Raw genomic sequence first — 26610 nt, forward strand, 5'->3', positions numbered from 1 at the left:
TTTATGCGACAGCCAAATACCTATCGCTTGTCGCGGTCGACCCAGGCGCGAGCCGTGTGGCCCGTGTAAATCTGGCGCGGACGGTTGATCTTGGAATTCGGATCGTCGTGCATTTCCTTCCAGTGGGCGATCCAGCCGGGGAGTCGGCCGATGGCGAACATCACCGTAAGCATGTTCGTCGGAATGCCCATGGCGCGGTAGAGAATGCCCGAGTAGAAGTCCACATTCGGGTAGAGCTTGCGTTCGATGAAGTAGTCGTCCTTGAGGGCGGCTTCTTCGAGCTTGAGCGCGATGTCCAGCAGCGGATCGTGGAAATGTTCACGTTCGAACACCTGGTACATGAGTTTCTTGAGAACCTTCGCGCGCGGATCGTAGCTCTTGTACACGCGGTGGCCGAAACCGGAAAGACGGAACGGATCGTTCTTGTCCTTAGCCTTGTCCATCACCTGTTCGATGGTCATGCCGCTCTGCTGGATGCGCAGGAGCGTTTCGAGCACGGCCTGGTTTGCACCACCATGGAGCGGGCCCCACAGGGCGCAAATGCCCGCGCAGATACTTGCATACAGGTTAGCGTGAGAGCTACCCACCATACGCACCGTAGACGTAGAGCAGTTCTGCTCGTGGTCGGCGTGTACAATCAGAAGCGTGTTCAGCGCCTTTTCCATGATCGGATCGGGGTGGTAGGAACGCGCCTTGCTGCTGAACATCATGTTCAGGAAGTTGCTGCAGTAGCTGCGTTCCGCTTCGGGGTACACGAACGGTTCGCCGATGCTCGCCTTGTAAGAGAAGGCGGCAATCGTGCGGATCTTCGAAATCAGGCTTGCAGTCGTGAGGTCGAACACGTCGGCGATGTTTTCGTCGTCGTAGAAACGCGGCGTAAACAGACCCACGGCGTTCACGATAGAGCTCAGAATGCCCATCGGGTGGGCGCTCGGCGGCATCTGCCTAAAGAAGTGCAGAAGGTTTTCGTGGAGGAGGGCGTTTTCGGTCAACAACGTGCGGAAACGCGCCAGCTGCTGCTGAGTCGGCAGTTCACCGTAAATCAGGAGCCAGGCGGTTTCGGGGAAGGTCGCCTTTTCGGCAAGGTCTTCGATACTGTAGCCGCGGTAACGCAAGATTCCCTTTTCGCCGTCCACGTAAGTGATAGCGCTACGGGTGCTACCGGTGTTCAGGTAGCCGTAATCCAAGGTCACCAGGCCGGTTTCCTTGCGGAGTTTGCAGATGTCGAGACCGTGTTCGTTTTCAGCACCTTCAACAACAGGGAGCTCGACGCTCTTTCCGTTGTAACTTAAAATGGCGTTGTCGGACATTATTCCTCCAATGAGTGGTTAGTGATTAGTGGTTGGTGGTTAGGAACGCTAAAGAAAATTTCAATTTGCGTACCTGCTCACTGTTTACTAACCACTGTTTACTTCATCTTCAAAATGCAATTATAGATATTGTCGAACAGCTTGGGAAGCTTTTCAGTCGGCACGGCAGAGAATGCGAGGCGAATCAGGCCAGAAAGCATGATCGTACCGGTGCTGTAGTCCTTGATGAGCTTTTCGCGGAGCTGTTCTGCGTCAACGCCCTTCGGCTTGATGCACATAAAGTAACCGCTGTTGCACGGCATCGGGTCAAAGGCGTCCTTGTATTCCGGATGGACGGCCAAGACTTCCTTGATGATGTCGTAGCGCTTCTTGAGGGTAGCGTACTTTTCAGCCTTCTGCTTGGCGTATTCTTCGCTCTGGTAAGCGGCGAGCAGGATCTTCTGGCTGATGCTCGGGGCGTTGGAGATGTTGCCACGGACGGTACCGGCGGCCTTGTCTTCGAGAGCCTTGAGCTGTGCTTCGGTAGCACCCTTGAAGCCGAAGCTCACGAAGCCCACGCGGAAGCCCCATACATAATCTTCCTTGGTCGGACCGTCGAGCTTGACGGCGAGGAGGTTTTCGTGAGCGTCCACGAGCTTCACGAACAGGGATTCCTTGGTCACGCCTTCTTCGTACACGAGTCCGAAGTAAGCATCGTCGAGGAGGGCCACCACCTTGTTGCCCTTGGCTGCGCATTCGGTGAGGATCTTGGCGATCTCGACAGCTTCAGTTTCGGTAGCGGTGTAACCGGTCGGGTTGTTCGGGAAGTTCAGGAGAACGACCTTCTTGTCGCCCTTGCTGGCTTCGAGAGCGGCCTTGAGGGCTTCAGTGTCGAAGCCGCCGTTTTTGAAGGTGTTGAAAGTCTTGATCTTGGCACCGCGGGCGTTTTCGAACACGAGTTCGTAGTTGTCCCAGTACAGGTCCGGGATAATCACTTCGTCGCCAGCGTCGAGGAACATGTAACCAGCGCAGCTGATGGCGTGAGTGAGGGCGCAGGTCACGACCGGGTTGCTGAAGCTCTTCTGCTTGAGGGTCGGGTTCTTGATGATGACCTGTTCCTTCCAGGCCTTGCGGAGGTCCGGGTTACCGAAGCTCGGGGCATACAAGAAAGAAGTCTTCGGGAGGTTCAAGGACTTGAGAACGCAATCCAGCACCAACGGGCTGCCATCGTCTTCGAGGGCGGTACCGATCGTAGCATTGATCTCGGAGCCCTTGGCTTCGGCGCCTTGGCCCAAGATTCCCTTGCGGGGGAAGAAGATTGCCTTGCCCTGTTCAGAGAGCATGTCGAGAACTTTGCAGCCGTTGGCAGAAAGTTCGGCGTTGAGAGCCTGTGCTAAAGGATTGTAGTTCATAGTGGTGTCCTTTTAAATTTTTGCGGGTGCAAAGATAGAAAAAAGCGAGTGCAGCGCAAGGGCTAGCTTGCTAGAACTTGCATTGCCGAGCTGCCCTATCTTGCCCTTTAGGGCAGCGATAGAAAAAATCACCTGTTTTTTCTAATTGCAAATTGCTTACACTTCGCCTATGCGGACCATTTTAAGGAGCGGCATACCGGCATCGCGACATTCGGCAAGATTCACTTCGAAATCGATGCTCCAGTCGTTGAAATCTTCTTCGTCCTGCAGCATCTGCTGAACGTACATGATTTCGCCTTCGTAGGTGACAATCGTATGGTGCAGCGAGCGGCCCTCGACATCGAGGCGGAAATTGTGATGTTCCGCGGTGTAAGCCGCCATGATTTCCATAAGGCCGTTTTCAGTCCAAGGTTTCCCTTCGCCGTCCACGAGCATCTGACCTTCGGCAAGGTCGTCGGCAAGCATATCAAGCACATCGCCGTAGGCCCGTTTCTGCAAGGCCGACATCAGCTGGAAAATGCGCTGGCGCACCATGACAATAAAATGTTTCTTATCGTAGGTGATGTCAGCGGCCACCTTGTCTGCACCAAAAGCTGTTTCGAGTTCTGTAGCCCCCGCCGCTTCCAGGCGCTTCTGGTAATCTTCGGGGTGCGCCATCTTTTCCCATTCCTCGAGCAAGCTCGAATCGGTGCGGCGAATCATGTCGCCGAGGTAGTCCTGCATATCGAGGAGTTCCTCGTTCTTGTAACCATCGGGAACCGTCTGCGAAAGCACCTTGTAAACGCTATTCAGGTGACGCAGCAAAATCGCTTCCATGCGCTGCAAGCCGTACTGCTTCACGTAGCCGCTGAAGGTGCTGAAGTTCTCAAACATTTCGCGCACGATGCTCTTGGGCTCAATGTTCACGTCGACCCACGGGTGTTCTTCGGCAAAGGCGTTGTAGGTGTCGTAAATGAAATCGCGAAGCGGCTTGGGGTATTCCACCTTCTCGATTTCTTCCATGCGCTGGTTGAATTCCATTCCCTGCGCCTTGAGTTCATCGAGGCGGGCGTTTCGTGCCTTGTTCTGCTGGATTCGCAGAATCGCTTCGGGATTTTCGACGATACTTTCGCACAAAGTAATTACATCGAGAGCGTATTCGGGACTTTCACGGTCTAGCTTCGGGAGCGTATCGACCAAGTACAGCGAAAGCGGCTGGTTCATCGAAAAGTCGTCCTGCAAGTCCATATTCACGCGGAGCTTGCTATAACCCGGCGCAATCGGCGTCACGAATTCGATGATATTCTTCTTGACGAGACTCTTGAAAAGCTGGAAGGCACGATGCTGCAACTGCTTTTTGCTGGCGGCGCTTTCGTGGCAATCCTTGAGCAAGTTTCGCATGGCAACGCAACCATCCGTAGGACGGCTCAGAATGTTCAAAAGCATTCCATGATTCACCTGGAAACTCGATGTCAGCGGTTCCGGCGAAGCGGCAATCAATCGTTTGTATGTACTTTCGTCAAAGGGAACGTAACCATGTTCAGGCGGTTTCTTCTTTTGGAACTTTTTACCCGTTTGTTTCGTTTTCGCTTCGAGTTTCAAGTTCTCGATGACATGTTCGGGAGCCTGCGCCACCACGTAGCCGATATCGTCAAAGCCCTTGCGGCCCGCACGGCCTGCAATCTGGTGGAAATCACGAGCGGTCAGAATCGCCGTCTTGTCACCACTGTACTTGCAGAGCTGCGTAAACAGCACCGTTCGAATGGGCACGTTGACGCCAACGCCCAGCGTATCGGTACCGCAAATAACCTTGAGCAAGCCCTTTTGCGCGAGTTTTTCGCAGAGAATGCGGTACTTGGGCAAAAGTCCCGCATGATGCAGACCGATACCCTGCTTAAGCCAACGCTTGACTTCGGGGCCGTAGGGGCTACTGAATCGGACTTCCTTGATTGCGTCGTTAATCGCCTGTTTTTCTTCCTTGGTGCAAAGGTCCAGACTCATGAAATTCTGCGCATTGGTCGCCGCGGCCGCCTGCGTAAAATGCACCACGTAAACGGGCGCCTTTCCGCCCGAAACAAGCTTCTGCACCGTATTCGAAATTTCGGTTTCTGAATAGCTGAAATCAAGCGGAACAGGACGCTGCGAAGAGCGCACCGTCACCGATTCGCGGCCCGTATGCTTCGTCATGTCGCGTTCGAAAAATTCCGTAGCGCCAACAGTGGCGCTCATCAGCAGAAAACGCGACTGCGGAAGCGTCAACAGAGGCACCTGCCAAGCGACACCACGTTCTTTGTCGGAATAGTAATGGAATTCATCCATCACCACATCGGTAATCGTAAGCTGTTCGCCTTCGTTCAGCGCCATGTTGCTTAAAATTTCCGCCGTGCAGCAAAGAATCGGGGCATCGTGATTGACCGTTGCATCGCCCGTAGAAAGGCCCACGTTTTCAGCACCGAATTCCTTGCAGAGAGCCATCCACTTTTCGTTCACCAAGGCCTTGATGGGGCACGTGTAAACGCTACGACGGCCATGGGCCAAGCTGTCGAAGTGGAGAGCCAAAGCGACCATCGACTTTCCGGAACCCGTAGGCGTATTCAGGATAACGTTTTTCCCATCCAACAATTCCAGGATAGCCTCTTCCTGTGCAGGGTAAAGAGTTGTCCCGCGAGCCTCGGCCCACGACAAGAACGACTCCAACAGTACCTCGGCGCCATCCCCGCTACCAAGCGGAGTTTTAGGTAAGAAATCCTTAAGAATTGCACGGGCGTTTTCACTCATAATGCCAAAGATAGATTTTTTACGGGCTTTGCGTTTTTTCTAAATTTTGCACCACATTGTGTTAGAGGACAACCATTTTATGGCGACAAAGAAAAAAGAAGAAACCGATATTAACGAACTAATAAAAGAACTGGCTAAAAACTGGTACATCATGGTACCTTGTTTATTTCTAGCCGGAATCGTAGGACTCTTTGTCGCCATGTGGATTCGCCCCGTCTACCAGGTAGACGCACTCTTGCAGATAGAATCCAAGAACGACAAAACCGGTGGACTTATCGGTGGACTCGGCAGCCTGTTTGCAACAAGCAGCCCCGCCGAAACCGAAATGGAACTCATCAAGAGCCGCCAGGTCATGGGCTCCGCCGTCGAGAAAATGCGCCTCGATATAAATGCCGAGCCGCTGAACAAACTCGATCGACTCCTCCATAGGGAAGGCCGCGTCGAACTCAGCAACTTCAACTACAATAAAGACAACCTGCCTTCCGACTTCCGCGAAGAGCCCTGGATTCTGGTCATCAAGGACACCCTGGGCAATTTCGATTTGCACGACTACAAAGATAGTCTCGTTCTTTCGGGCGAAGTCGCCAAGACCTATCACTTCACTTATGCCGGTGATTCCGCCTCGTTCGGAATCCTCAAGGCCGAAGTCCGCGAAGGTCAACGTTTCGCTGTCACCAAGAGCAAGCGCCTTGACGCCATCGACAGATTCCGCGCGGCATTCGATGTCCACGAAAAAGGCAAAAAGACAGGCATTCTCGAATTTTCGTACCAGGACATCTATCCGGACCGTGGCGTCGAAATCCTGAACGAAGTCGCTTCGTCCTACCTGCGCCAGAACGTCGAAGAACGCAACGCCGAAGCCCAAAAGACGCTTGAATTCTTGGAAAAGCAATTGCCCGACGTCAAGGCCCAAATGGACTCCTCTTTGCTGAACCTCAACACCTACCGCAACCGCGTGGGTTCGGTCGACATCAATGCAGAAACACAATTGGTGCTGCAACGCCGCATGAAATTGCAACAGGACATTCTTAACCTGCAGCAAAGAAAGCAAGAAGCCATTCGCCTGTTCCACGCCGAGCACCCCTCCGTAAAGACCCTCGAAGACCAGGAAAATGCCCTGAAGCGTGAACTCGCCGGCACTTCCAACGAAGTCCGCAAGTTGCCCGCAACCCAGCAAGAAGTTCTCAAGCTGCAGAACGAAGTTGAACTCACCAAGGTGATGTACACCTCTCTCCTCAACAACATCCAGCAGCTAAGGCTCGTTTCAGCAGGCGAAGTTGGCTCCGTCAGAATCGTCGACTTCGCCGAAGAAGTCTCCAAGCCGACAAAGCCCAAAAAGCGCATGATTCTAAGCATCGCCCTGTTCATCGGATTCCTGCTCGGAGCATCCATCGTTTCGATCAAGTCCAAGCTCAGCAGCGGTGTCAAGAGCGCAAACTTCATCGAAAAGGAAACGGGCTACACCGTGTACGCCAAGGTCCCCAAGGGAAATCCGAAAGGAACCAAGGGAACAAGACCGCTTGCCGTGGTGGAACCCGACGACGTCGCCGTGGAAGCCCTGCGAGCCCTGCGTTCTTCTCTCGAATTCTCGATGATGGACGAAAGCAGCTCCGTCATTGGCGTAAGTGGACTTATCCCCGGTGTGGGCAAGAGCTTTATCTCCGTGAACCTCGCCGCCCTGTTCTCCGGGCTCGGTAAAAAAGTTCTCCTGATCGACGCAGACCTGCGCAAGGGCCGCCTCCACAAGGAATTCGGCATCAAGCGAAACAAGGGCCTTTCGCAGGTCCTGCTCCGCGAGGTCAAGGCCGAAGACGTCATCTTCGCCACCGAAGTCGAAAACCTGTTCGTCATGCCGTGCGGAAACGTTCCCGCAAACCCGGCAGAACTCCTCGGTTCAAAGCACTACGCCGAACTCATCGAAAAATTCAAGAGCGAATATGACCTAGTCATTGTGGACACGCCACCCATTATGCTGGTGACCGACGCAGCCCTTGCTTGTCGCGTTGCCGCCCAGGTGGTGATGGTCATCGAATACAACAAGCATTCGATCGAAGCTATCAAGGACGGTATGTCGCAGATTCTCAAGGGCAACAGCACCGCCCACGCATCGTTCGTCATCAACAAATATGAACACAGCCGCACTGAAGGGTATGGCTACAAGTACGGAAAGTACTAACAGAATTAACCGACGAAGGAGAAATATGAAAGGAATCGTTCTCGCCGGGGGCTCCGGCACTAGGCTTTACCCGCTCACCATGGTGACGTCCAAACAGCTTCTGCCTGTTTACGACAAGCCCATGATCTACTACCCGCTTTCGACACTCATGCTCGCGGGCATCAGGGACATCCTTATCATTTCTACCCCGACGGACCTGCCGAACTTTGAACGTCTGCTCGGCGACGGTTCCGCCATGGGTCTGAACCTTTCATACAAAGTACAGCCCAGCCCCGACGGACTTGCCCAGGCATTCATCCTCGGCGAAGAATTCATCGGGAAAGATTGCTGCGCCATGGTACTCGGCGACAACATCTTCTACGGCAACGGTTTCAGCCCGCTTTTGAAGGCAGCCGTCAAGAACGCCGAAGAAAAAGGTCGCGCAAGCGTATTCGGCTATTACGTAGAAGACCCCGAACGTTTCGGCGTCGTGGAATTCGACGAAAGTGGCAAGGTCATTTCGGTCGAAGAAAAGCCGAAGGAACCCAAGAGCAACTACGCCATCACGGGCCTCTATTTCTACGACAACCGCGTATCGGGTTTTGCAAAGAACCAGAAGCCCAGCGCCCGCGGCGAACTTGAAATCACCGACCTGAACCGCGTCTACCTGGACAAGGGCGAACTCGACGTGAAACTCCTGGGCCGCGGATTTGCATGGCTCGACACCGGAACCATGGACAGCCTCATCGAAGCAGGCGAATTCGTGAAGATGGTCGAAAACCGCCAGGGCATTCAGATTAGCGCCGTCGAAGAAATCGCCTACATCAACGGATGGATCAGCAAGGAAAAGCTTTTGGAATCCGCCGCCAAGTACGGCAAGTCCCCCTACGGCCAGCACCTGCGCAAGGTCGCCGAAGGCAAAATCCGCTACTAAGCAACAAGCCTCAACCCATTCAAAAGACTATACGCAAAAGCGAGCCGCATAAACGCGACTCGTTTTTTTTAAAGAGAAACCCCGCCTCGCAAAAAATGCGGGCGGGGCTCTACTGATTTAAGAAAGGTTAGTACACAGTTACAGTCTTCGAACAGATTCTCGTTGCTTCTGGAGCTTGTCCTTGCGTACAAACAACACTAAATGTCGTTGTTGAATTAACTGTATAATTCAATGTTTTCGTAGTAAAGTTCTGGTTTTGGTCATTATTCAGCCAATTTCCATTTATCTTAAATCCGCAGGAATTCGATTGGGCTCCATAATTTGTATTTGCTGTACCCGAGAAGGTGATTTGTGTACCTGCAGCGACATTCTCTTCAGAAATGCTACAGCTAACAGGAGGTACAACATAGAACGTAGGCAATGTTTTACAAGGATTAAAGCCGTCCTTTTGGAAAGAACATATATACTTTCCAGGTGTGGAAGGCGCCGTAAAATTAACATCATCACAGGAACCACCCGTTCTACACAAAGGTTCTGCCAACGTTTGGTTTGCACAAATCATAGGAATCTTTACGTCACTAGTCGGTGCAGGTTTCATTCCTGAAACACTTAATTTAAGATTCGTTTCACCCACCATAACACTATCCTTATTATTGTTATTACGAACCTTACACGTTGCATTTCCTCCACCAGTATTACCGGCATCATACACAACCGAGCAATCATGAGAGGTTGTTCCAGATTCATTTGTCAATTCAACAGTATAGCTCTTGGTTCCTGCAGTAGTTACAGTATTGTCAGTAAACGCTGTCAAAGCGCCACTCTTGTACGCCGTCCCTGTCACACTGGTACCACCAATTGCATAGCTACAATCGTTTTCATTTTCATCACATCCAGTAACGCTTCCTAAAGTAAACGTCACAGGATCCCCAATTGTAACACCCACTGCGGTCGGGCACGAAAAACTAGGTTTATTTATGGACATTGCCACAGAACAATCTGTCGCTTCACCATTCAACCACAACACATATGTGCCATAACCTGTAAAATCAAAATTATAGCTTGCATTGCCAAGATTCTGTCCAGACGCCCCAGACAAAGAGGTTGTAGTACCCTTATATGTTTTCTTCACCTGATACGCACAGGCATTATTTTGACAGGGGTTTGCTACATCAATATGGAAGCTTCCATTATTTGAACAAGTCAATCCAATGTCCGCAACCGAGGTTGTTGCTGTGCAAGAAGTCTGGTAGTTTTGATCATTGTCTTTCACATACAGCACAAACGATTCAGACTTTACAGTAAGCGCACCAGAAATATTGATCGATTCATTGGATCCACAACTGGTTCTTCCTTCAGCAACTTTATCTGTTCCGCGCATCAATTTATAATCTCGGTTGCAGATGTTGATACCCTTTTCATTCACAGAGAATCTGAATGTCGCCTGGGCACCAGGCTGAGACACAGCGGCATCGAACGCACATTCCGTTCTCACATCGTCATTCGTGACAGTCTTTTCTTCGATTTCAAAAGTTGCACTACATTCAGGGAATGGCGCAGACGATCCCTCTGGGCTTCGCACCGTATAGGTGTACGTTCCCGCAGGGTAATTATCCGTTTCCGTATTTCCCGCAGGGGTTTTGTTCACCGTAACATTCTTACTATTTCCGGAGCAATCGTTTACAGAAGAACAATCGTTTAGCTTTTGAGTAGAATTCAGATAAATGTCATAATCACATCCTGCTTCCGGGCAACCGCTATGCGTAAAGGAGAATTGCGGCAAACCCTCTCCTTGCTTTTTCTTCGCAGGAGTTACACTGCAACTTGCATAAATAGAACTGATTGGATCCGGAGAAACAGAGCAAGCTGTCGCCGTTTCTGTACCGGCCTTATTACGTACAGACACAGACACCTTGTAAGATTTTCCCTGATTACCTGCATAAGGGTTATCCGCCTTGGTGAATTTCGCTCGATTTCCATCACCTTCCCAGGTTGGCGTTGCAGATGTAGAAGGAATGCTCCACCCTGTACCTTCTTCCACAACGGCATTGACAGCATAAGCGGTCACCTTGTCTTTATTGACAATTTCAGCTAAGATTTCCCATTGACCGTCATCGTTTTTATAAGTTGCCTTACATTCCGAAACGCCCACTGTATTTTTACAATTGGCAACGACCTGCTTCACAACAACATTCGTCGCGGTTCCCAAATTCTTGAAAACAAGCTTTCCAACCTTTTCAGGGTCAAAGCCATCGGCGCCGGCAGTCATTTCAGCATTGACATCAAAACCGCCCACATTCGTTTTCATCAACGCGGATTGGCTCTTAATAAATCCCTTGAAATCAATCCAGTTCGTTTCAAATTCTCCATCATGTTTACTTTCCAACCATATTTCAATTTCGTTGTTATAATTATTTTCCAACAAAATATTCAATGTCGTTGCACGCAAATTTACTGGAGGGTCAAACGTAACCGTCGATTCCAAATTCGAGCCCAATTCCAGATCTTCACTCAACAAATTGGCGTCTTCTACACATTCATCAAACTTACCCGTCCAGAAAGCTCCGCAATGAGCACTATTTTCGGGAGTCGCAGTAGTCCAAGCATTTTCCTGTTGCGGTAAATGGCAATCAATCCAGGCACGGGCTGTTTTTATATCCTTTTCGTTCGCATTAACGTAACCGTGCGGGCCCGCACCAGCATCCGCAAATTTATAGTTTCCATTACATGTCGCAATAGAATTGTCCGAAGCACCGCAAGCATCCGAGCCGTTCTGGTAATAGTATGTTTTAGAACAATTATATTCTTTGCTATCAAACCAAGCGGAGTGACCTATCCACGGTTCCACGAGAGTATCAGTCTTAATATAACCATCGATTGCTTTTGCTGCAAAGGAACATTTTATCGTAGGATAGGTGTCATGACATTCAGACGAGTAAGATTCGCTCGCCCAGCCAATTCCGTATAGTTTCATATTCGGATCCGCAAGACTGAAACCAACGAATTCATGAGCCTCATCCGCATACTTATAAGTAAACTCATTCAAGTCAAATTCATGGACATATTCTTCAGTTGCTGTTGCCAACGAAGAATAATAGTTTCCCGTGAAAGCGGATACCCGAAGTTTACTATCCGTGGAAAGAGTAGCAGTCATCATTACCATATTGGAGGTAGAGACATAAGCGGGATTTTTATAACTATTGGTAGGTTCAGCCGTTTTGCAATCGAGTTTTGAATTGTGTTTCGAACAGACTTGAGCTTCTAGCTTTCCAGACACATTGACATACAGATTAAGCATCAAGAATTCAGTAGCTTTATTATTGGTATGCAGCAAGAAACCGGAATTCTGGATATTTGCAGCAGTATGCGGGTAACTAGACGTTTCTCTCGGCAACTGCATTAGAGCCTTTAAGGTTCCATAAACACCGGCATTGACTGTACTAAGTACAACTACAGGCTTCTTACCCTTATCGCTAGCACTCTTATCAATAGAAATATTACCCGAATAAAGAATGATATCGTTAAGTGTACCATTTATCAAGGCCCACTTGGAAGATCCTGCAGCACCGTCTATCGAAGAACACACTGTTTCCGAAGAAGGTGATTGTGCACCGCAATCATCTATACAATATTCCGATTCGGTGGAACCACAAGCGACAGAGCCAGAATTAAATTCTTCAAAGAAGCAGTGTTTATCTTTTTCGTTAAAGTGAGCATAAACAACCGTATTGTCGTCCTTGACAGTGAACGGTTCATAATTTTCGCTGCTAATGGATTCCTCTACAGGGCAGCTTTCTCCAGAACAATTCCAATAGCTGAAATTATTATAGGAGCTTCTATTCACGGATAACGACACTAGTTCTCCTGCAAATGCAGAGACATAGCATGCTTTTTCGTCTTCATCATTAAAGCTACTATATTCGCAACTTGACGTTTTTCCAGCAACATCAATCGCAATAACCGGATCGTTGGTGATATCCTCTCCAACAAAAGCAACCTTGATCGTATGTTTCTTAGCCTTGAGGCTTGCGCGTAACGAATACGACGTATTGGATTCGAGCTCGGAAATATCATACGAATTATCGTCTGTAGGAATAATGGTCACACAGTTGGCTATATTCTTACCCGCCAATTTCATAGTACCCGTTCCGCCCACAACGATAGACCAAGACTGGTTCTTTACAACAGGGGCAAACGATATTCCCGACGGTTCCACCCAAGTCTCACTCGTGGTACAATTGGGCCAAGTACTCCGTTCATCTTCAGGCGGGCAACTACTTTCATGATTTTGGCAATAGGCGGTAATATCCTCTGACGTAACCTCCTCGCGGTTGAGGGTCGCGCTTGTCGCCATCTTAACAGTAGATGTAAACGGGCTACCAATCACATACGCTTCGCTTTCCAAAAGCTGATACGTAATCGAGCCGTGTGTAGCACTATTATCAGGACTTACCGTAAACAACGTTACCATGATATCTGACGAGGCATCCCCTTGAACGTTGAACAAGCAAACGTTCGATTCTTCGGAATCAAAAGTCTCGCCCTTTGTGATTGTCCAATTTTCAGGAGCTTCGGGGCAACGAACTCGCAACTGAATCGATGGAGTCGTAGGAGGAATCTTCACGCGAACCTCCTTAGACCCACCCGCAGTAACATCTTGGCTCGGCGTTTCGAAAACGATAGGTTCTGCACCACGATGGTTATTTCCAACAACTACCCAGAAGGGGATGTCATCGAAACCACTCGCTTTCGCCTCACATTTGTAGATACCTTTTGTAAGAGTCGTCCCCTCGAAAAGCGGTCCACTGGTGGGAATAGACCCTATTGTACCCGTACAATAGCCAACGTTCACGTCCGTTTTTTTCAACGCAGCACCATTCAAGGGCACCACATTATAATAGTCTTGCAATGTACCATACGGATCCGAAGGCAAGTAAATAACGCGCGGTAAAATGATATAGGACGGAGAAATGGTATCTGGCTTTTGGACATTTTCCAATTCCCAGGGAACTATTTCATGCGTATACTTGTTGTATTTTGTTTCATCATTTTCATACTGGGATTCCAAGGACACTCCCAATTGCGGAGCCATCGAAATATAATACATATCTCGTCCATCCTCAAAGTCCCCTTCTCCCGAGGCAGATGATTCCGCAGTTGAGCTGGAGCTTAATGACACGGAGCCTCCGCAAACGGAGCCGTCGTTTTCACAAATCACGCCTGCATTGGACAATTCCTCAACGAGTTCTGGACTATAGGTAAGAGAAGACGACTGCAATTTTCCAAGACCCGAACAAGATTCCGCGGTTGCATAAAGGGAACCAACCATATTGAACTGGTTACCAGCACCGATTTCACCTTCCGTATAGATGAAATAATTTTTAACTTCATCGGCTTTGGTGTCATGCAAAGAACTTGCACCTTTTTTCAAATATAGCAACACGTAGGTTCCATCCCCAGTTGGCGGAAGACTCGTATACAGGGGATCCTCGGCAATAATGATAAACTTACCATTTAAGGTTCCTTCAGGATTCGTACTTGTGGAGCCTCCAGAAACATTGACGACCAGATACCCATTATAAAGATTATTTTCCTTCTTGACAGGATCATTTTTATTCTCTTGATAGCATGCATTCAACTTTTTCACCAAATCAGTATCATAGTATTTTATATCCTTGGCACATCCCTTCAGGGCATACGATTCAAACTTGTCTTTAGCAGTAACAAGGACGTCGTCCACCATATAAGACGATCCATCACATCCCGGCTTTTTCTCCCAAATAGCATCGCATTTTGTCACCACATCTTCGGCACATTTAGTTTTAGTTGACGGTTCAGAATTGGTAACGTTACCATTGGACTTAAACCAGGGCGTCACATTACACGTCGGACGATATTTATTCTGTTCATGTCCCGGAGAACCAGGCTGGCTCGTACAATAAGGCGAACCCGTCGCATGTCCATCGCTGTAGTTCAAGCGTTTACGCGGATGTTGAGATTCGGGGTCATAGCCGTCCCAATAACGTTCTCCATCCACAAAATAAGACGCATAGATTACGCCACCATTTTTCTGTTTAGCACAATAGGTCGTGCCAAACGAATTCTTAGCCCATTCTTCGCACCATATCCAAAACGTATCTTCATAGGGGCCGTATGAAACGTCCGTATGTCCCGGGGGAAGGTAGAAGGAATAATAAAGATTCGGCTTGTCCTTATCATCGCGAGCCGGATACGGAGAATGTTTATTACCATGCCATCTTTCCTCACGTCCCACCATACCGTCAGGACCGTAATCACAGTATCCATGCCCTGCAGGGGCCGTCACACCGGGTTTTGCATTACACCGAATAATACCATCTGCAGTCTCCTGGAAATTTGTCGTTACCTCCTGATGATACTTATAGTCGCTATACGGATGCCCCGTTTTGATGTATACGTTTTTGTCTGTGCCACCAAGAATTATCTTATCATAATTGTCAAAGTTATCACCGCCATCAATCAGCGTGGTATCGGCACAGGTTTTCAAAGTATAAGTCGCGGTCCCATCCCACATACCATAACGTTCGTTCTTTTTTCCCGATTCCTTACAATTGACGGTAGTCTTCGGTGCGCACCACCCCATATAACTACACCACACTCGTTCGCACTTACAGCCACTATACTTTACCGTACCATACCAAATATTCTTAGTCCCAGGCATCCATACGTCCCCCTGGGTTTCTAAGGTATAGTTGGTCCCCACAGAATGGATACCTGCATCTTCAGCCAAGCACAAATTTCCTCTAATAGTCAGGTCTTTCTCATTCTGTACCGTTTTCAAGAGTCCATTTAACGTCACATTTCCCACAACAACAAACTTACCCGCATTAGTTGGAGAAACATCGCCGTTAAAATAAGCATCTCCAGTCAAGCTATCCACATTTCCAACCATATTCTTTCCGACAAAAAGATCCCTTCCACTCACACCGTTGTTTTCAGGATTTAAATTGCCACCAACACAGGCAAGATTACCTAAATGGACATTATTACCAGACAAATCGGCATTACCTGTTACAACAAACGTTTGGTCAATCCCCTGCGGGTTTCCACGCCAGTTTCCATTAATAAGAGCTGACGATATAGTCAAATCGCCAGCACCATCATAGGTTCCTCCAAAATAGGCATAGTCAAAGGGAACCTTCTTTTTCGATTTTCCATTAGGAAGGGCAACGCGATACAGGCCGTCCACATTAAAAATGGCAACTTCAGTATGTCTTGACTTATTAAGAGATTCACCGACGGACAGGATTTTTAATTTATACGTAGAACCACTCGTATTGACACCCGTAAGCCACACATGGTGATTTTGATTCGGACGCTGTAGCGGACGCAGTTGGGCATCCAAGTTCACCGGCATTTCATTTCCGTCAATATACTGTTTTATCAACGCGCCCACATCATTCGCATGGAAAGTCATCCACGCACGGGCATTTTCAACACCCGCAATAGAATTCTGATACGCTTGTTTTTTTAACATTCGACTTGTGCTGGAAAACCCTTCATGGGAAAGCCATTTCCAGGTCGCTGTTGCGGCAATTGTTGCCACCAACATAAACAAAAGTACTGCGATTAGCGATACACCGGCTTTATTCAAATTTAAATTATTACGCATAGGAAACCTCTTACCTTAATCCCTAGGACCGTTACTAGGAATTGGAATGATTAGTTCTGATCTTCCTTTCGTAGAAGATCCTCCATTTGCAGCTCCACGACTAACTTGCAAAAGCAGACGCATCGCTTTCACATTCTTTTTATCCGCCTTATGGGCCTCGGCATCAAAGGGAGGATTGCTAAAGCTATAACTTGAGCTAGCAATCTTCTTTACCTTAAGATCTTCGATGGAAACCTTTCCCTGGTATACAAGCGGCGAAAAACAGGCAAAGGTAAAAGCTAAGCAAACCCCTTCTATTTTTTGGGAGACCGTAAAGCGCATAGACCGAGTGCCACTTCCACCATTTATATCAAGCGGAGGAAAGAAAAAGAAATCGTCAATCAACTTCTTACCTTCAACCTTAGGGAAATCACCTGTACTAATGCTTCTGAAGCCAACCGACATGTGGTCCACTCCAGGAACAAACGCAAGACTTCTGTTCCGAGCATCATTCGCATATATATCGGTCACGCCAGGAGAGTTGATTTTAAACGAAATTTCGTATTCCTGATTTTTTTCCAAAGTGAGATTGCCAAAACTTGTACACACATCGCTCCATACCGGTGTTCCCTCGATTGTTTCGTTTTTTACAGCAAACACCTGGTTAATTTTTTGATTCGGACCATCATAATAATTTTGAGTTTCTCGGTCATAGTTCGAGAAAAAGTTCGATAACGTAAGAGTCGTTCCCCCAATTCCAACTTCACCGTTTATATTTACAGACTTAAGGCCAACATACTTAGCATCACCGATTCTAGAAACAAAATTGAAATCTGAATGGTCCGGATCCGGGGGGAATATTTGAACAACATCATCGCCCACAGCACTTGGTGTCGCAGGAGCAACCTTAAAGGAGTCCACTCCAGTCGCCATATCCATCGTGTCTAGATCAGATTCGTTCACCCCAGCGCAAGGTTCATCCATACTAGCAACAAAGCCCGTCTTAACATCAAGTAGCTTACAAGTACGCTTGAGCGTTCTATCTTTAACAAACCAGTTAATCTCTTCCGTTGCTACATAGTACCCCGATTCATCGTACCGCAAGCGACGGAACTTGATATTGCTAAATTTTTCAGTATCAGTACTAATCAAAAAAGATGAATAATCATCGTTCAGGGGATCCATGTAGACACTTGAGTGCACTTCCCCAAAGGCATCTCCGTATATAGGACCTCCAGCTGCTTTTCCTGCCTCTTTTGCACTTTTCGTCCCCATCTGTTCAAGGTCGTTCTTAAAAAGCGCCGCAACGCTTTCCGCTTCTTGTGTAGCCTCGATCATTTTTTCGGTACGAACACGGAATCTGGTGGAATTACTAAAAGCTTCTCCGGCAACAACAACGACAATGCCTACAATCGCCATGTAGACAAGAAGTTCCATAAGGGTAAAGCCGTCTTTTTTTATGTAATTCATTTGACTACCCCCGAAACCGTGATAGACTGGTTTGGTTCCGAATTGGAGCATTTAAAGCACCAAAGAACTTTGACATCCAGACGTTTCGCATAGACATGCCTAATTGTATCATTATCCATTTCCAAATACTTAGACGTGGTCTTTGCCATATAAGCCGTATCTGGAGAAACCTTTACGACCACATCATAGTCGACAGCCATCGTATTTTCGATTATCCCCGGCTGTCCCCTCCATTTTCTGTTGACCTTGATTGTATCGGGTTTTCCCTTTGAAGTTGCAAGCGTCCAATAAGTCTCGTCAGTAGCATTGTCATGAACCTGTATCAGTTTGTCATTGTTCTCTGTAGACAGACTGGCAATTCCCAAGGCTCCTAAGGAATCGATGATATTTTGAGCAACCTCAGTCGCCCCATCACGACCGCGAATACGCAATAAAGCGTCATGGTTGCCGGCTTGTAAATTCATAACAGCCATATAGAGAAATCCAAGCACAACGGCAGCAACCATCACCTCGACAATGCCGAAGCCCCGTTTGTTTTGGAAACCCAAATTTTTATGTAATTTGCCACACACCATAACACCACCTACAATTCAGTCCAGTTATTCCAATTGTTGTTCTGTGACCCGTCGTCTTCAACCTTCCACATTGGAATCACTTTTTTTACATTCTTTTTTCTGATATTCTTATCATTACTAGCGGCACCGTAAATATTCATCGTACCGTACCGAATACAAATGCCACCACTCAAAGGCATCGAGGAAAGTCCTATGTATCGATGAGGGTCAAAAGCTTTCATGGATGAGGGACTCAAATCATCGCTTATCCAACTTTTCATTGTTGTCGGGCACCCCTCTCCGCTTGGTACAAATTTTGCGGGGGAATCGATTCGCAACGAATCAATTTTTCCCTTTGGTTGAGAACAATTTCTCTCTATAGTATCACGATAAACAACTATCTGCTGTAAATCGCTATCAAAAACTTTCAGACACAGGACTTCGTTGCGCTGAGCAGCCAAAGCCGAAACACGCTCTACAAATGCAGCCGTATTCCTGGCAGCATCCTTGATTCGCGCATTCGCTACAGCCCGCTGCAAGCCCGCCACCCCTACACTCGAAAGGATCCCCATGATGGACACCACCACCAGGACTTCAACTAGGGTATAACCCGCCTTCATTTTGCGAGCAGTGCGCATTGCAAACAGCATATTCGTATCCTTACACAACATCGTACCAAAGATAATTCATTCGTGAAGGAGACATTCCAAAACGCGTGCCAAATACACGCCAAAGGAAGCATCCCCGACACTCTGAACTTAAAATAACTTTTTTTTTACAAAACGTTTCAAAAAAAATAAAAAATAGCGAAATAATGCAAAAAACTCCTTTTTTTTCGATAAATTTCGCCCTTTTGAATTCGAGTTTTCCTCAAAATTATTCCAAATTGGAATATTCCAGCCTCATACAATCCAGCTTTTACATTTTCTGTAAAACAAGGTAATCCCAATTCTTCTATATTTACTTTGTAATTAACAATGAATTCCTTAGCGGATTCATTTTTGGGAGAGTTAAAAGATGACAAAAAGGCTTACGCTACTCATGGTAGCCAGTTTCCTTTATTTTACCGCCTGTGGTGATTCCACATCCGGTTCCGGCCCAGACAGCCTGACTTATGTCAATGAGGACGGCGAAGAAATCTCGATTGACGTGTCCACCGGCAGCTTCAAGGACCCCCGCGACGGAAAATCATACAATACCGTCACCATCGGCGAACAGACCTGGATGGTCGAGAACCTGGCCTATTCCGGAGGAGGAGACTCTCCTTCCGATGAGAAGTACGATTGGACATCCGCTCAGAGCGCCTGCCCCGAAGGTTGGCACCTATCTCAGACAAAGGAATGGCTTGAACTATTCAAAGCTCTCGAAAAGGTTTACGGAGATTCCGCCGGCTGGGCACTCAAATCGACCAGCGGCTGGGAAAGTGACACGACCGACGGAGAAGTGGTCAGCGGTAACGGCGGCAACATTCTGAATTTCGACATCAAACCGACCGGAATTTGCAGAGGTTCCGACTGCCGCTACCAAGGCAAGATGGCCGGGTTCTGGACCATGTCAAAGGTAGACCGCGACGGCTACGCCGACTATATCCGTTTCGAAAGGGACCCGAGCTGGCATTCCAACGACATCTACAGAGATGCAAGATTGCACGTCCGCTGCGTGAACGACAAAGGCACTATCTTTGAATCGCTAGGCAAGTGCACCGACGAAAAGGAAAGTTCCGTCGGTGAGCATAAATCCTCATTTTACATTTGTAAGGATGGCTTCTGGGAAACCGCAAACCTGGAGCAGAAGCTTAATTTTGCCATTGGCGAATGCAACGCAGAAATCGCAAACCAGCGGTTCATGCTGCAGGACACGAGTTTCCTGTGCGAAGCATCAGAATATTCAACGATCGTGTACCCGACACCGGACGGACCAGGAGAAATCGGCTATACCACATCCTATCATTGGATATACACCCCCAAGGACACCATCCTTAAGGAATGCGAAATTGCAGGAGATACGCTCTGCCAATATATCGACTCCACCTTCCACTATAGCCTGGGATACTGGTACGAAGCCAACATCAACGAAGTTAAAAAGTGTGACAGCACGATAAACGGCGAGATGGTCTCCTTGAACAAGCAAAAATATGTTTGCCAGGACAATAAGTGGAAGGTCGCCAGCCAAGCCGACGAAGAAGAAGGTCTGTGCGACGCGAGCCGGCAATACGACATGATTACCATCGGCAAGGGTGAATTCAATAGCCAGAAATATGTATGCGCCGGAAACCGCTGGTACCCCCTCCAGGCTCCCGAAGATAGCCTCGGACTTTGCACCAACAACGGAGAAAAGGGAACTTACAGAGGACAGGAATTTATCTGTAATACAAGCGAACATATCTGGTACCACCATTTTACGGATTCCCGCGACAATAGGGAATACAGGAGCGTCCTTCTGAGAGGCATGCTCGTCATGGCAGAAAACGTGAAATACGGTGGAGACAGCATGTATGTATGGCACGAAGCGATGGCCCTTGATGAATCGTGCGACTCGCTCTATTGTGCCGAAGCCGATTTCGACACATCGGGACATCAGGGAATATGCCCCGACGGATGGGAGCTCCTCACCGCTTCTGAAGCAAGTAACCTGCTCGATTTCTACGCCGTTCCGAGCATATATACGTCATCGTCTACCGATGACGACTACCACTCGGCGCTCTCAAGGAATGGGTGGCCAAGGCCCCTTGGCAACAACAGGTCCGGATTAAACTTTACCCCCAACAAAATTGACACTGCATACGCCATGGAAACCTATGTCATCAGCTCTTCCTCTCACAGCATGGAAATCGGCACCAGGTCGACAGGCGAAATCGAATATATCGAGTACAACGCCTCCACATGGATTTCCAAGGAATCAACGGGAAGCTGGTCATGGCCGAACAAACCGGGAGACAGAAGCACGATCGCCTACCAGTTACATTTTCACCAAACCGTGTACTTTGTCGGCACCTACGATTTTAGCGAGTCTATGTCACCGAGCTCGGATTATAAGAAGAAATCAAAGGCGCCTGTCCGCTGCAAGAAAAAACTGCTGTAAAACGCGGCATACGGCTTTTGACGCCTTCGGCGTCCGTGGCGGCTCAAAAATGGGTCCGCAAGCGGCCCCGCTTTCTCGCCTTGCACACTTTTGCTATATGGCGCTCCTTCGGAGCGCATATAGCACGGCTCGGTCATGCCAATTGGCTTTTGAGCCATTGGCGCGACCCTCGCCTTTTGCTATATTTGTCCCCGCATTAATATGTATGGCGCAGGTTGCGCCACATTAACTAACCGGAGGCAAAAATGGCTCTACAGTTCTACAACACCGCATCGCGCAAGAAAGAAGTTTTCACTCTCCCCGAAGGCGTCCCCGCCGTGCGCATGTACTGTTGCGGCCCGACGGTGTACCATTTCGCCCATATCGGCAACCTCCGCACCTACATTTTCGAAGACTTTTTGGTGCGTACGCTCAAGTACTACGGCTACAAGGTGAACCACATCGTGAACATCACCGACGTGGGCCACCTCACGAGCGACGCCGACTCTGGCGACGACAAGATGGAAAAGGGCGCCGCCCGCGAAGGCAAGTCTGTCTGGGACATCGCGAAGTTCTACACCGACGCTTTCATGGCCGACTGGCACCGCCTCAACATCCAGGAACCAACCCGCTGGACGCCTGCCACGCAGCACATCCAGGAACAGATCGACCTGGTAAAAACCTTGGAAGAAAAGGGTTACACCTACCGCACATCCGACGGCATCTACTTCGACAGCCTTAAGTTCCCGCGCTATGCCGACTTCGCACGCCTCGACGTGGAAAACCTGCGCAAGGGTAGCCGCATCGACATGGGCGAAAAGCATAACGCCACCGACTTTGCCCTGTGGAAGTTCAGCCCGAAGGACAAGAAGCGCGCCATGGAATGGGACAGCCCGTGGGGCGTCGGATTCCCCGGCTGGCACATCGAATGCTCCGCCATGGCCATGAAGTACAACGGCCCGACGCTCGACATCCACTGCGGCGGTACGGACCACATCCGCGTGCACCACACCAACGAAATCGCCCAGAGCGAATGCGCCAACGGCGTGCCGTTCGCCCGTTTCTGGATGCACGGCGAATTCCTGCGCACCGCAAGCGAAGAAAAACTGGAAGACGGCACCACCGAGACTAAGTTCGGCAAGATGAGCAAGTCCAGCGGCGAATTCCTGACGGTTTCGCTCCTCATGGACCGCGGCTTCAACCCGCTCGACTACCGCTTCTTCGCCATCGGCAGCCACTACCGCAACTACCTGAACTTCACATGGGAAGCTCTGGAAGGTGCGAAGGAAGGCCTCAAGAGCCTGCACAAGAAGACGGACCCGCTGATCGGTAAGGCTACCGCTATCGAAAGCGATGCTGCCAAGGCGTTCCAGAACGAATTCAAGGAAGCCATCGGTGACGACCTGAACATGCCGCGTGCACTCGGTATCATGAACACGATGCTCAAGAGCGATATCGATGACGGCGAGAAGGCCGCCCTGGTGGCCGACTTCGACCAGATTTTCGGTCTGAAGCTCGACGAGCCCCGTGAAGAATACGCCAAGAAGGGCGCAAACGACGGCGTGGATGTCGCAAAGATCGAAGCGCTGATTGCCGCCCGTAAGGAAGCTCGCGCCAACAAGAACTGGGCCGAAAGTGACCGCATCCGCGACGAACTCGCCGCCATGAACGTGGTCATCAAGGACAGCAAGGAAGGCACGACCTGGGAAATCAAGGGATAAGCCCAAACGCAAACCTTGATTCCTTAATTGTCATGGCGGCCCCCGAGCCGCCATCTCCTTTTTTATATTAGGCATCATGAATCTCAAGCCTTTCGTCTTCAACCCCTTCGGCGTAAACGGTTTCGTTTTAAGCAACGACGCCGGCGACGCCATTTTGATAGACCCGAGCGCCGGAAGTGAGCAAGAGGAACAAGCGCTCGCCCGTTACATTGAACAGAACCATTTGACAGTGCGCAGGCTCCTGAACACGCACCTGCACTTGGATCATGTGCTAGGGAACGCATTCATCGCTAAGACTTATGGGGTGCAGCCCGAGGCACACGAAGAAGACGCATTCCTTTTGGATTTGCAAGAAGAACAGAGCCAAATGTACGGACTCCCGATGCGCGAGCCTTCGCCTTCCTTAGGGAACTATCTCGCAGAAGGCGATTCGATAGAATTCCCTGGCATTAAGCTGCAAGTGATTCACATTGCAGGCCACTCCCCCGGCGGCCTCGCGTTTTACTGCGAAAAACCGGGCGAAGTCAACGGCCAAGCGAATGTGCCGCCGCTCCTGTTCCCCGGCGATATCCTATTCGCAGGGAGCCGCGGACGCAGCGACCTCTTCGGTGGCGATGATCATGCACTTGTCACCGGCATCAAGAACAAGTTGATGACGCTCCCGAAAGAAACCGTCGTATTCCCCGGACACGGCCCGATGACAACCATCGGCGATGAAGCGAGATGGTATTAAATGCCACAGGTCCCTGAGCCTGCCGAAGGGCGTGGCAATAAGGCGGGGATGACAAATAGAAGCGCGAGAATGGCTACAGCGGAAAAGAAATGAGCGATAAGACAGCAAGAATCGGGTGGATTGACGAATTCAAGGGATTCGTGTTATTGCTCGTCTGTTTATTCCACATCGAACAAAGTTTCGCAAACGTCAACATGGGAATGTTGCATCTAAGCGCACTCCGCATGTCGGCATTTTTCTTTATTTCGGGAATGCTTTTCAGCACACGCCGTTTTCCGAACTTCAAAGATTACCTGATTCACAAGACCCGCGTCTTACTCGTCCCCTACATTCTACTTTCGTTGCAGTTTTTGGCTTTAGACCCGGTACTCTATCACTTCGATTGGTTTCCTCGAGCGCCGCGCATGACCGTGATGAACATCTGTCCCGAAATCACAACTGTATGGGATTATATTTACTGGAATTTGGCGAAAATATTCGTGGCAGGAAAATCATCGATTGGCTCGGGACCGCTTTGGTTCGTGTTCACGCTGTATAGCGTGAGTCTGATGTTTTACGGGTTGCAAAAAGTCGCGGGCCGTATAACGGCGCCGCGGATTGCGAACACAATCATAGCCATTGCAAGTCTTGCGGGCGGTTGGCTCCTGTACAAGAACCACATTCGTTTGCCACTCGGGATTGAGCGAGACCTGACGGTGTTATTCTTCTTCGCCTGCGGGTGGCTTTGCAAGGGAGTATTAAAAGATCCCCGCCTTCGCGGGGATGACAGAAAAAAAGCGGGGATGTCAAAAAAGAAAGCGAAACTAACTGGAAAAAAAAACGTAATCCTCGCGGTAGCGACCATTGTCGCTTTCGTCACCTACGCATTTATCGAAGTTCCGGATCCGTATTTCAGTATTATGAACAACGACCTCGGAAAAAGTTTCATCGGATTTCTTGCAAGTTCTATTTTCGGAATCACGGGACTCATCGCGACATTCATGCTTGCAGATAAATTACCAAGCCTAGCCCCCATCCGAATCGTCAAGGGAATTCTGCAGAACATTTCCCGAAATGCACTCGTGATTCTCGCCGTTCACTGGTGGATTCTACTGGTGCTACGCATTATTTTCAAGAAAGAGATGGACCGCCCCGGCATCGCCTACCTTTCAGCACTTATTGTCACCGCAGGCGTGATAGTCGCCATTCCCATTTTCAGATGCAAACTCTACAAGTTGCTCGGGAAAGAAAAAGTAAGCGTTCGCGAAAGCCTGCGCATTCGCGGTTAAATTTCGAGGAAGGCCTTTAAGTCGTCCATGCGCTTTTTAGCCATTTCAACACCATGCTCGTAAGATTCATTCATCTTTTCCATATTGGTATCAAACTGGTCGCACAAATCAATCAACGGACGGATCAAGAGCAAACGCCCCTCTTTTTCGAGCTGTTCAATCCGCACAAACATCTTGTCGTAGCGTTTGAGGCGAATCATAAGGGCTCGGAAAAGATCCGGATACTTGCGCTTGTACATCGGATTTAAAATTGCACGGTACTTGCGGAAATCCGTCACGGCCTCGCCCGGGTAATGCGTCGAAATCGCAACCACCTTGTCGCAGCCTTTTTCAAAAGCGCGTTCAAAAGGAATCGGCACCGTAATGCAACCGTCGGCGTAATGTTTCCCCTCGAGGGAGGCCATCGGGAAAATCATCGGCAAGGCGCAACTTGCACTAATCAAGTCCAGCAGACGTTTCTTGTCGTTCTTTTCGCTCTTGAATTCGGCACGGCCCGTCTCGCAACAGGTAAGGCCAATTTCACATTCGATATTGGAATTGCGATACGCCTCAAAATCCAGCGGCATTACACCATCGGCGGCAAGGTAATTCAGCGCATGGAATTCCTTCTGAATTCCGATAAACTTACTCGCCCATTTTTTGCCTTTCTGGAGACGCGTCGGAAGCACGATAAAACGTAAACGTCCCTGCTGACGCGTAATGAAATTCACGGCAGCGTGTGCACCGGCAGATACACCCGCCACGTAATTGAAATCAATTCCTTCGTCAAGCCAGGTATCAATCACCCCTGCACTGAACATCGTCTGGCGAGAGCCACCTTCAAGTACAAGTCCCGTTTTCACGCATTCCCTCCATTGTCATTCCCGACCTGATCGGGAATTTCCTGTTCAGCTGGAGTTTCAGCCGCGATAGGCAACACCGGCGCATTCTCTACGCCAAGGGCCTTCTGCTTAAGCGTCCAAATTTTCTGCCTAAAGTATTCGCTACGTTCCGCCAAGTGCTTCGAAGAAGGAATTCCCTTCACGCGTTCAATCTTTTCGGGTTCAGCAACAACCACCTGCGTGCGGTGACCGAACTTGTAGATTCCATCGAGGCCTACAGCCAAAACCGGCGCACCCGTGCTACGAGCAAGGAACGCAAAGCCCGTCTTGAATTCGTTCAGCAAGCCGTCATAGCGGCACTTGCCTTCAGGGAAAATAATCACCGAGTTTCCCTTTTCCAGCTCACGCTTTGCAATCAAGGCCCACTCGGTATCCATATTGAAACGGTCGCAAGGAATTACGCACTTCGCACGAGTCAAGGCCCAACTGAAATGCGGATCTTCAACCTGGTCCTTCGCCACCACAATACTATGATTGTAGAAAAACACCGCAAGCATCATAATCGGGTCGAGCATGCTCGTATGGTTTGCAATAATCACCGAAGGCGTCTTAAGATGGGCGGACTTGACCGTCTCTCCCGTAAACACGACCTTCGGGCGGAACCACACAAACATAAAGACGCGCACCGTGTATATCACCACGACAACGAACGCGCACATCACAAGTTCGACAAGCGGATTTTTCTTTTTTACGTCAGGCATTACTAATCAACGTCTTTGCGAGAGAAGATTCCCGCCTTCGCGGGA

At 49.1% G+C, this 26610-nt stretch carries 15 protein-coding genes; 6 read left to right on the plus strand and 9 right to left on the minus strand.

Annotated features, from left to right (window positions below; genetic code table 11):
- Window positions 1-20 precede the first annotated feature (20 nt).
- From Q0W37_RS06000 to Q0W37_RS06010, 3 genes are all read right to left on the minus strand, one after another.
- Complete coding sequence (locus tag Q0W37_RS06000; RefSeq protein WP_297699719.1) at window positions 21-1310, minus strand: citrate synthase; 1290 nt, start codon at window positions 1308-1310, stop codon at window positions 21-23.
- 98 nt (window positions 1311-1408) lie between these two features.
- Window positions 1409-2701, minus strand: coding sequence for an aminotransferase class I/II-fold pyridoxal phosphate-dependent enzyme (locus tag Q0W37_RS06005; RefSeq protein WP_297699721.1), 1293 nt, complete (start codon window positions 2699-2701; stop codon window positions 1409-1411).
- A 156-nt stretch (window positions 2702-2857) separates the two neighbouring features.
- A complete protein-coding gene (locus Q0W37_RS06010) occupies window positions 2858-5458 on the minus strand; it encodes an RNA helicase (RefSeq protein ID WP_297699723.1) in 2601 nt (866 codons plus the stop codon).
- 79 nt (window positions 5459-5537) lie between these two features.
- Between Q0W37_RS06010 and Q0W37_RS06015 the strand changes: the two genes are divergently transcribed.
- Both Q0W37_RS06015 and rfbA read left to right on the plus strand, forming a co-directional pair.
- The gene (locus Q0W37_RS06015) at window positions 5538-7634 is read left to right on the plus strand and encodes a polysaccharide biosynthesis tyrosine autokinase (RefSeq protein WP_297699726.1); all 2097 of its coding nucleotides are present in this window, start codon (window positions 5538-5540) and stop codon (window positions 7632-7634) included.
- A 25-nt stretch (window positions 7635-7659) separates the two neighbouring features.
- Window positions 7660-8547, plus strand: a complete 888-nt coding sequence (gene rfbA, locus Q0W37_RS06020) for a glucose-1-phosphate thymidylyltransferase RfbA (protein ID WP_297699728.1) — start codon at window positions 7660-7662, stop codon at window positions 8545-8547.
- A gap of 127 nt (window positions 8548-8674) precedes the next feature.
- On the opposite strand, the gene Q0W37_RS06025 is transcribed toward rfbA, so the two are convergent.
- Genes Q0W37_RS06025 through Q0W37_RS06040 form a run of 4 tightly spaced genes read right to left on the minus strand, consistent with a single transcriptional unit; the run spans window position 8675 to window position 18851 of the window.
- Window positions 8675-16198: a hypothetical protein gene (locus tag Q0W37_RS06025; protein ID WP_297699730.1), complete on the minus strand. Its 7524-nt coding sequence runs from the start codon at window positions 16196-16198 to the stop codon at window positions 8675-8677.
- A gap of 15 nt (window positions 16199-16213) precedes the next feature.
- Entirely contained in the window at window positions 16214-17647 is a 1434-nt protein-coding gene (locus Q0W37_RS06030) for a prepilin-type N-terminal cleavage/methylation domain-containing protein (RefSeq protein ID WP_297699732.1), read from the minus strand.
- The gene (locus tag Q0W37_RS06035) at window positions 17644-18222 is read right to left on the minus strand and encodes a type II secretion system protein (RefSeq protein WP_297699734.1); all 579 of its coding nucleotides are present in this window, start codon (window positions 18220-18222) and stop codon (window positions 17644-17646) included. Before Q0W37_RS06035 ends, Q0W37_RS06030 begins: the two co-directional genes overlap by 4 nt.
- Before the next feature lie 8 nt (window positions 18223-18230).
- Window positions 18231-18851 (minus strand): Tfp pilus assembly protein FimT/FimU, encoded by a 621-nt coding sequence (locus Q0W37_RS06040; RefSeq protein WP_297699736.1) that lies wholly within the window; start codon window positions 18849-18851, stop codon window positions 18231-18233.
- A 367-nt stretch (window positions 18852-19218) separates the two neighbouring features.
- Between Q0W37_RS06040 and Q0W37_RS06045 the strand changes: the two genes are divergently transcribed.
- The 4 genes from Q0W37_RS06045 to Q0W37_RS06060 all read left to right on the plus strand — a co-directional run bounded on the left by Q0W37_RS06045 (window position 19219) and on the right by Q0W37_RS06060 (window position 24983).
- Window positions 19219-21282, plus strand: coding sequence for an FISUMP domain-containing protein (locus Q0W37_RS06045; protein WP_297699738.1), 2064 nt, complete (start codon window positions 19219-19221; stop codon window positions 21280-21282).
- Window positions 21283-21527: 245 nt separating this feature from the next.
- On the plus strand, window positions 21528-22982 hold the full coding sequence (cysS, locus tag Q0W37_RS06050) for a cysteine--tRNA ligase (RefSeq protein WP_297699739.1): 1455 nt from the start codon (window positions 21528-21530) through the stop codon (window positions 22980-22982).
- A 76-nt stretch (window positions 22983-23058) separates the two neighbouring features.
- On the plus strand, window positions 23059-23715 hold the full coding sequence (locus tag Q0W37_RS06055; RefSeq protein WP_297699741.1) for an MBL fold metallo-hydrolase: 657 nt from the start codon (window positions 23059-23061) through the stop codon (window positions 23713-23715).
- A gap of 89 nt (window positions 23716-23804) precedes the next feature.
- Window positions 23805-24983, plus strand: coding sequence for an acyltransferase (locus tag Q0W37_RS06060; protein WP_297699743.1), 1179 nt, complete (start codon window positions 23805-23807; stop codon window positions 24981-24983).
- On the opposite strand, the gene Q0W37_RS06065 is transcribed toward Q0W37_RS06060, so the two are convergent.
- Together Q0W37_RS06065 and Q0W37_RS06070 are read right to left on the minus strand one after the other, a co-directional pair.
- Complete coding sequence (locus tag Q0W37_RS06065) at window positions 24980-25825, minus strand: patatin family protein (protein ID WP_297699745.1); 846 nt, start codon at window positions 25823-25825, stop codon at window positions 24980-24982. The genes Q0W37_RS06060 and Q0W37_RS06065 overlap by 4 nt on opposite strands.
- A complete protein-coding gene (locus Q0W37_RS06070; protein WP_297699747.1) occupies window positions 25822-26565 on the minus strand; it encodes a lysophospholipid acyltransferase family protein in 744 nt (247 codons plus the stop codon). Before Q0W37_RS06070 ends, Q0W37_RS06065 begins: the two co-directional genes overlap by 4 nt.
- Window positions 26566-26610 lie beyond the last annotated feature (45 nt).

It is taken from the genome of uncultured Fibrobacter sp. (assembly GCF_947166265.1).
In the GTDB taxonomy this organism is placed as follows: domain Bacteria; phylum Fibrobacterota; class Fibrobacteria; order Fibrobacterales; family Fibrobacteraceae; genus Fibrobacter.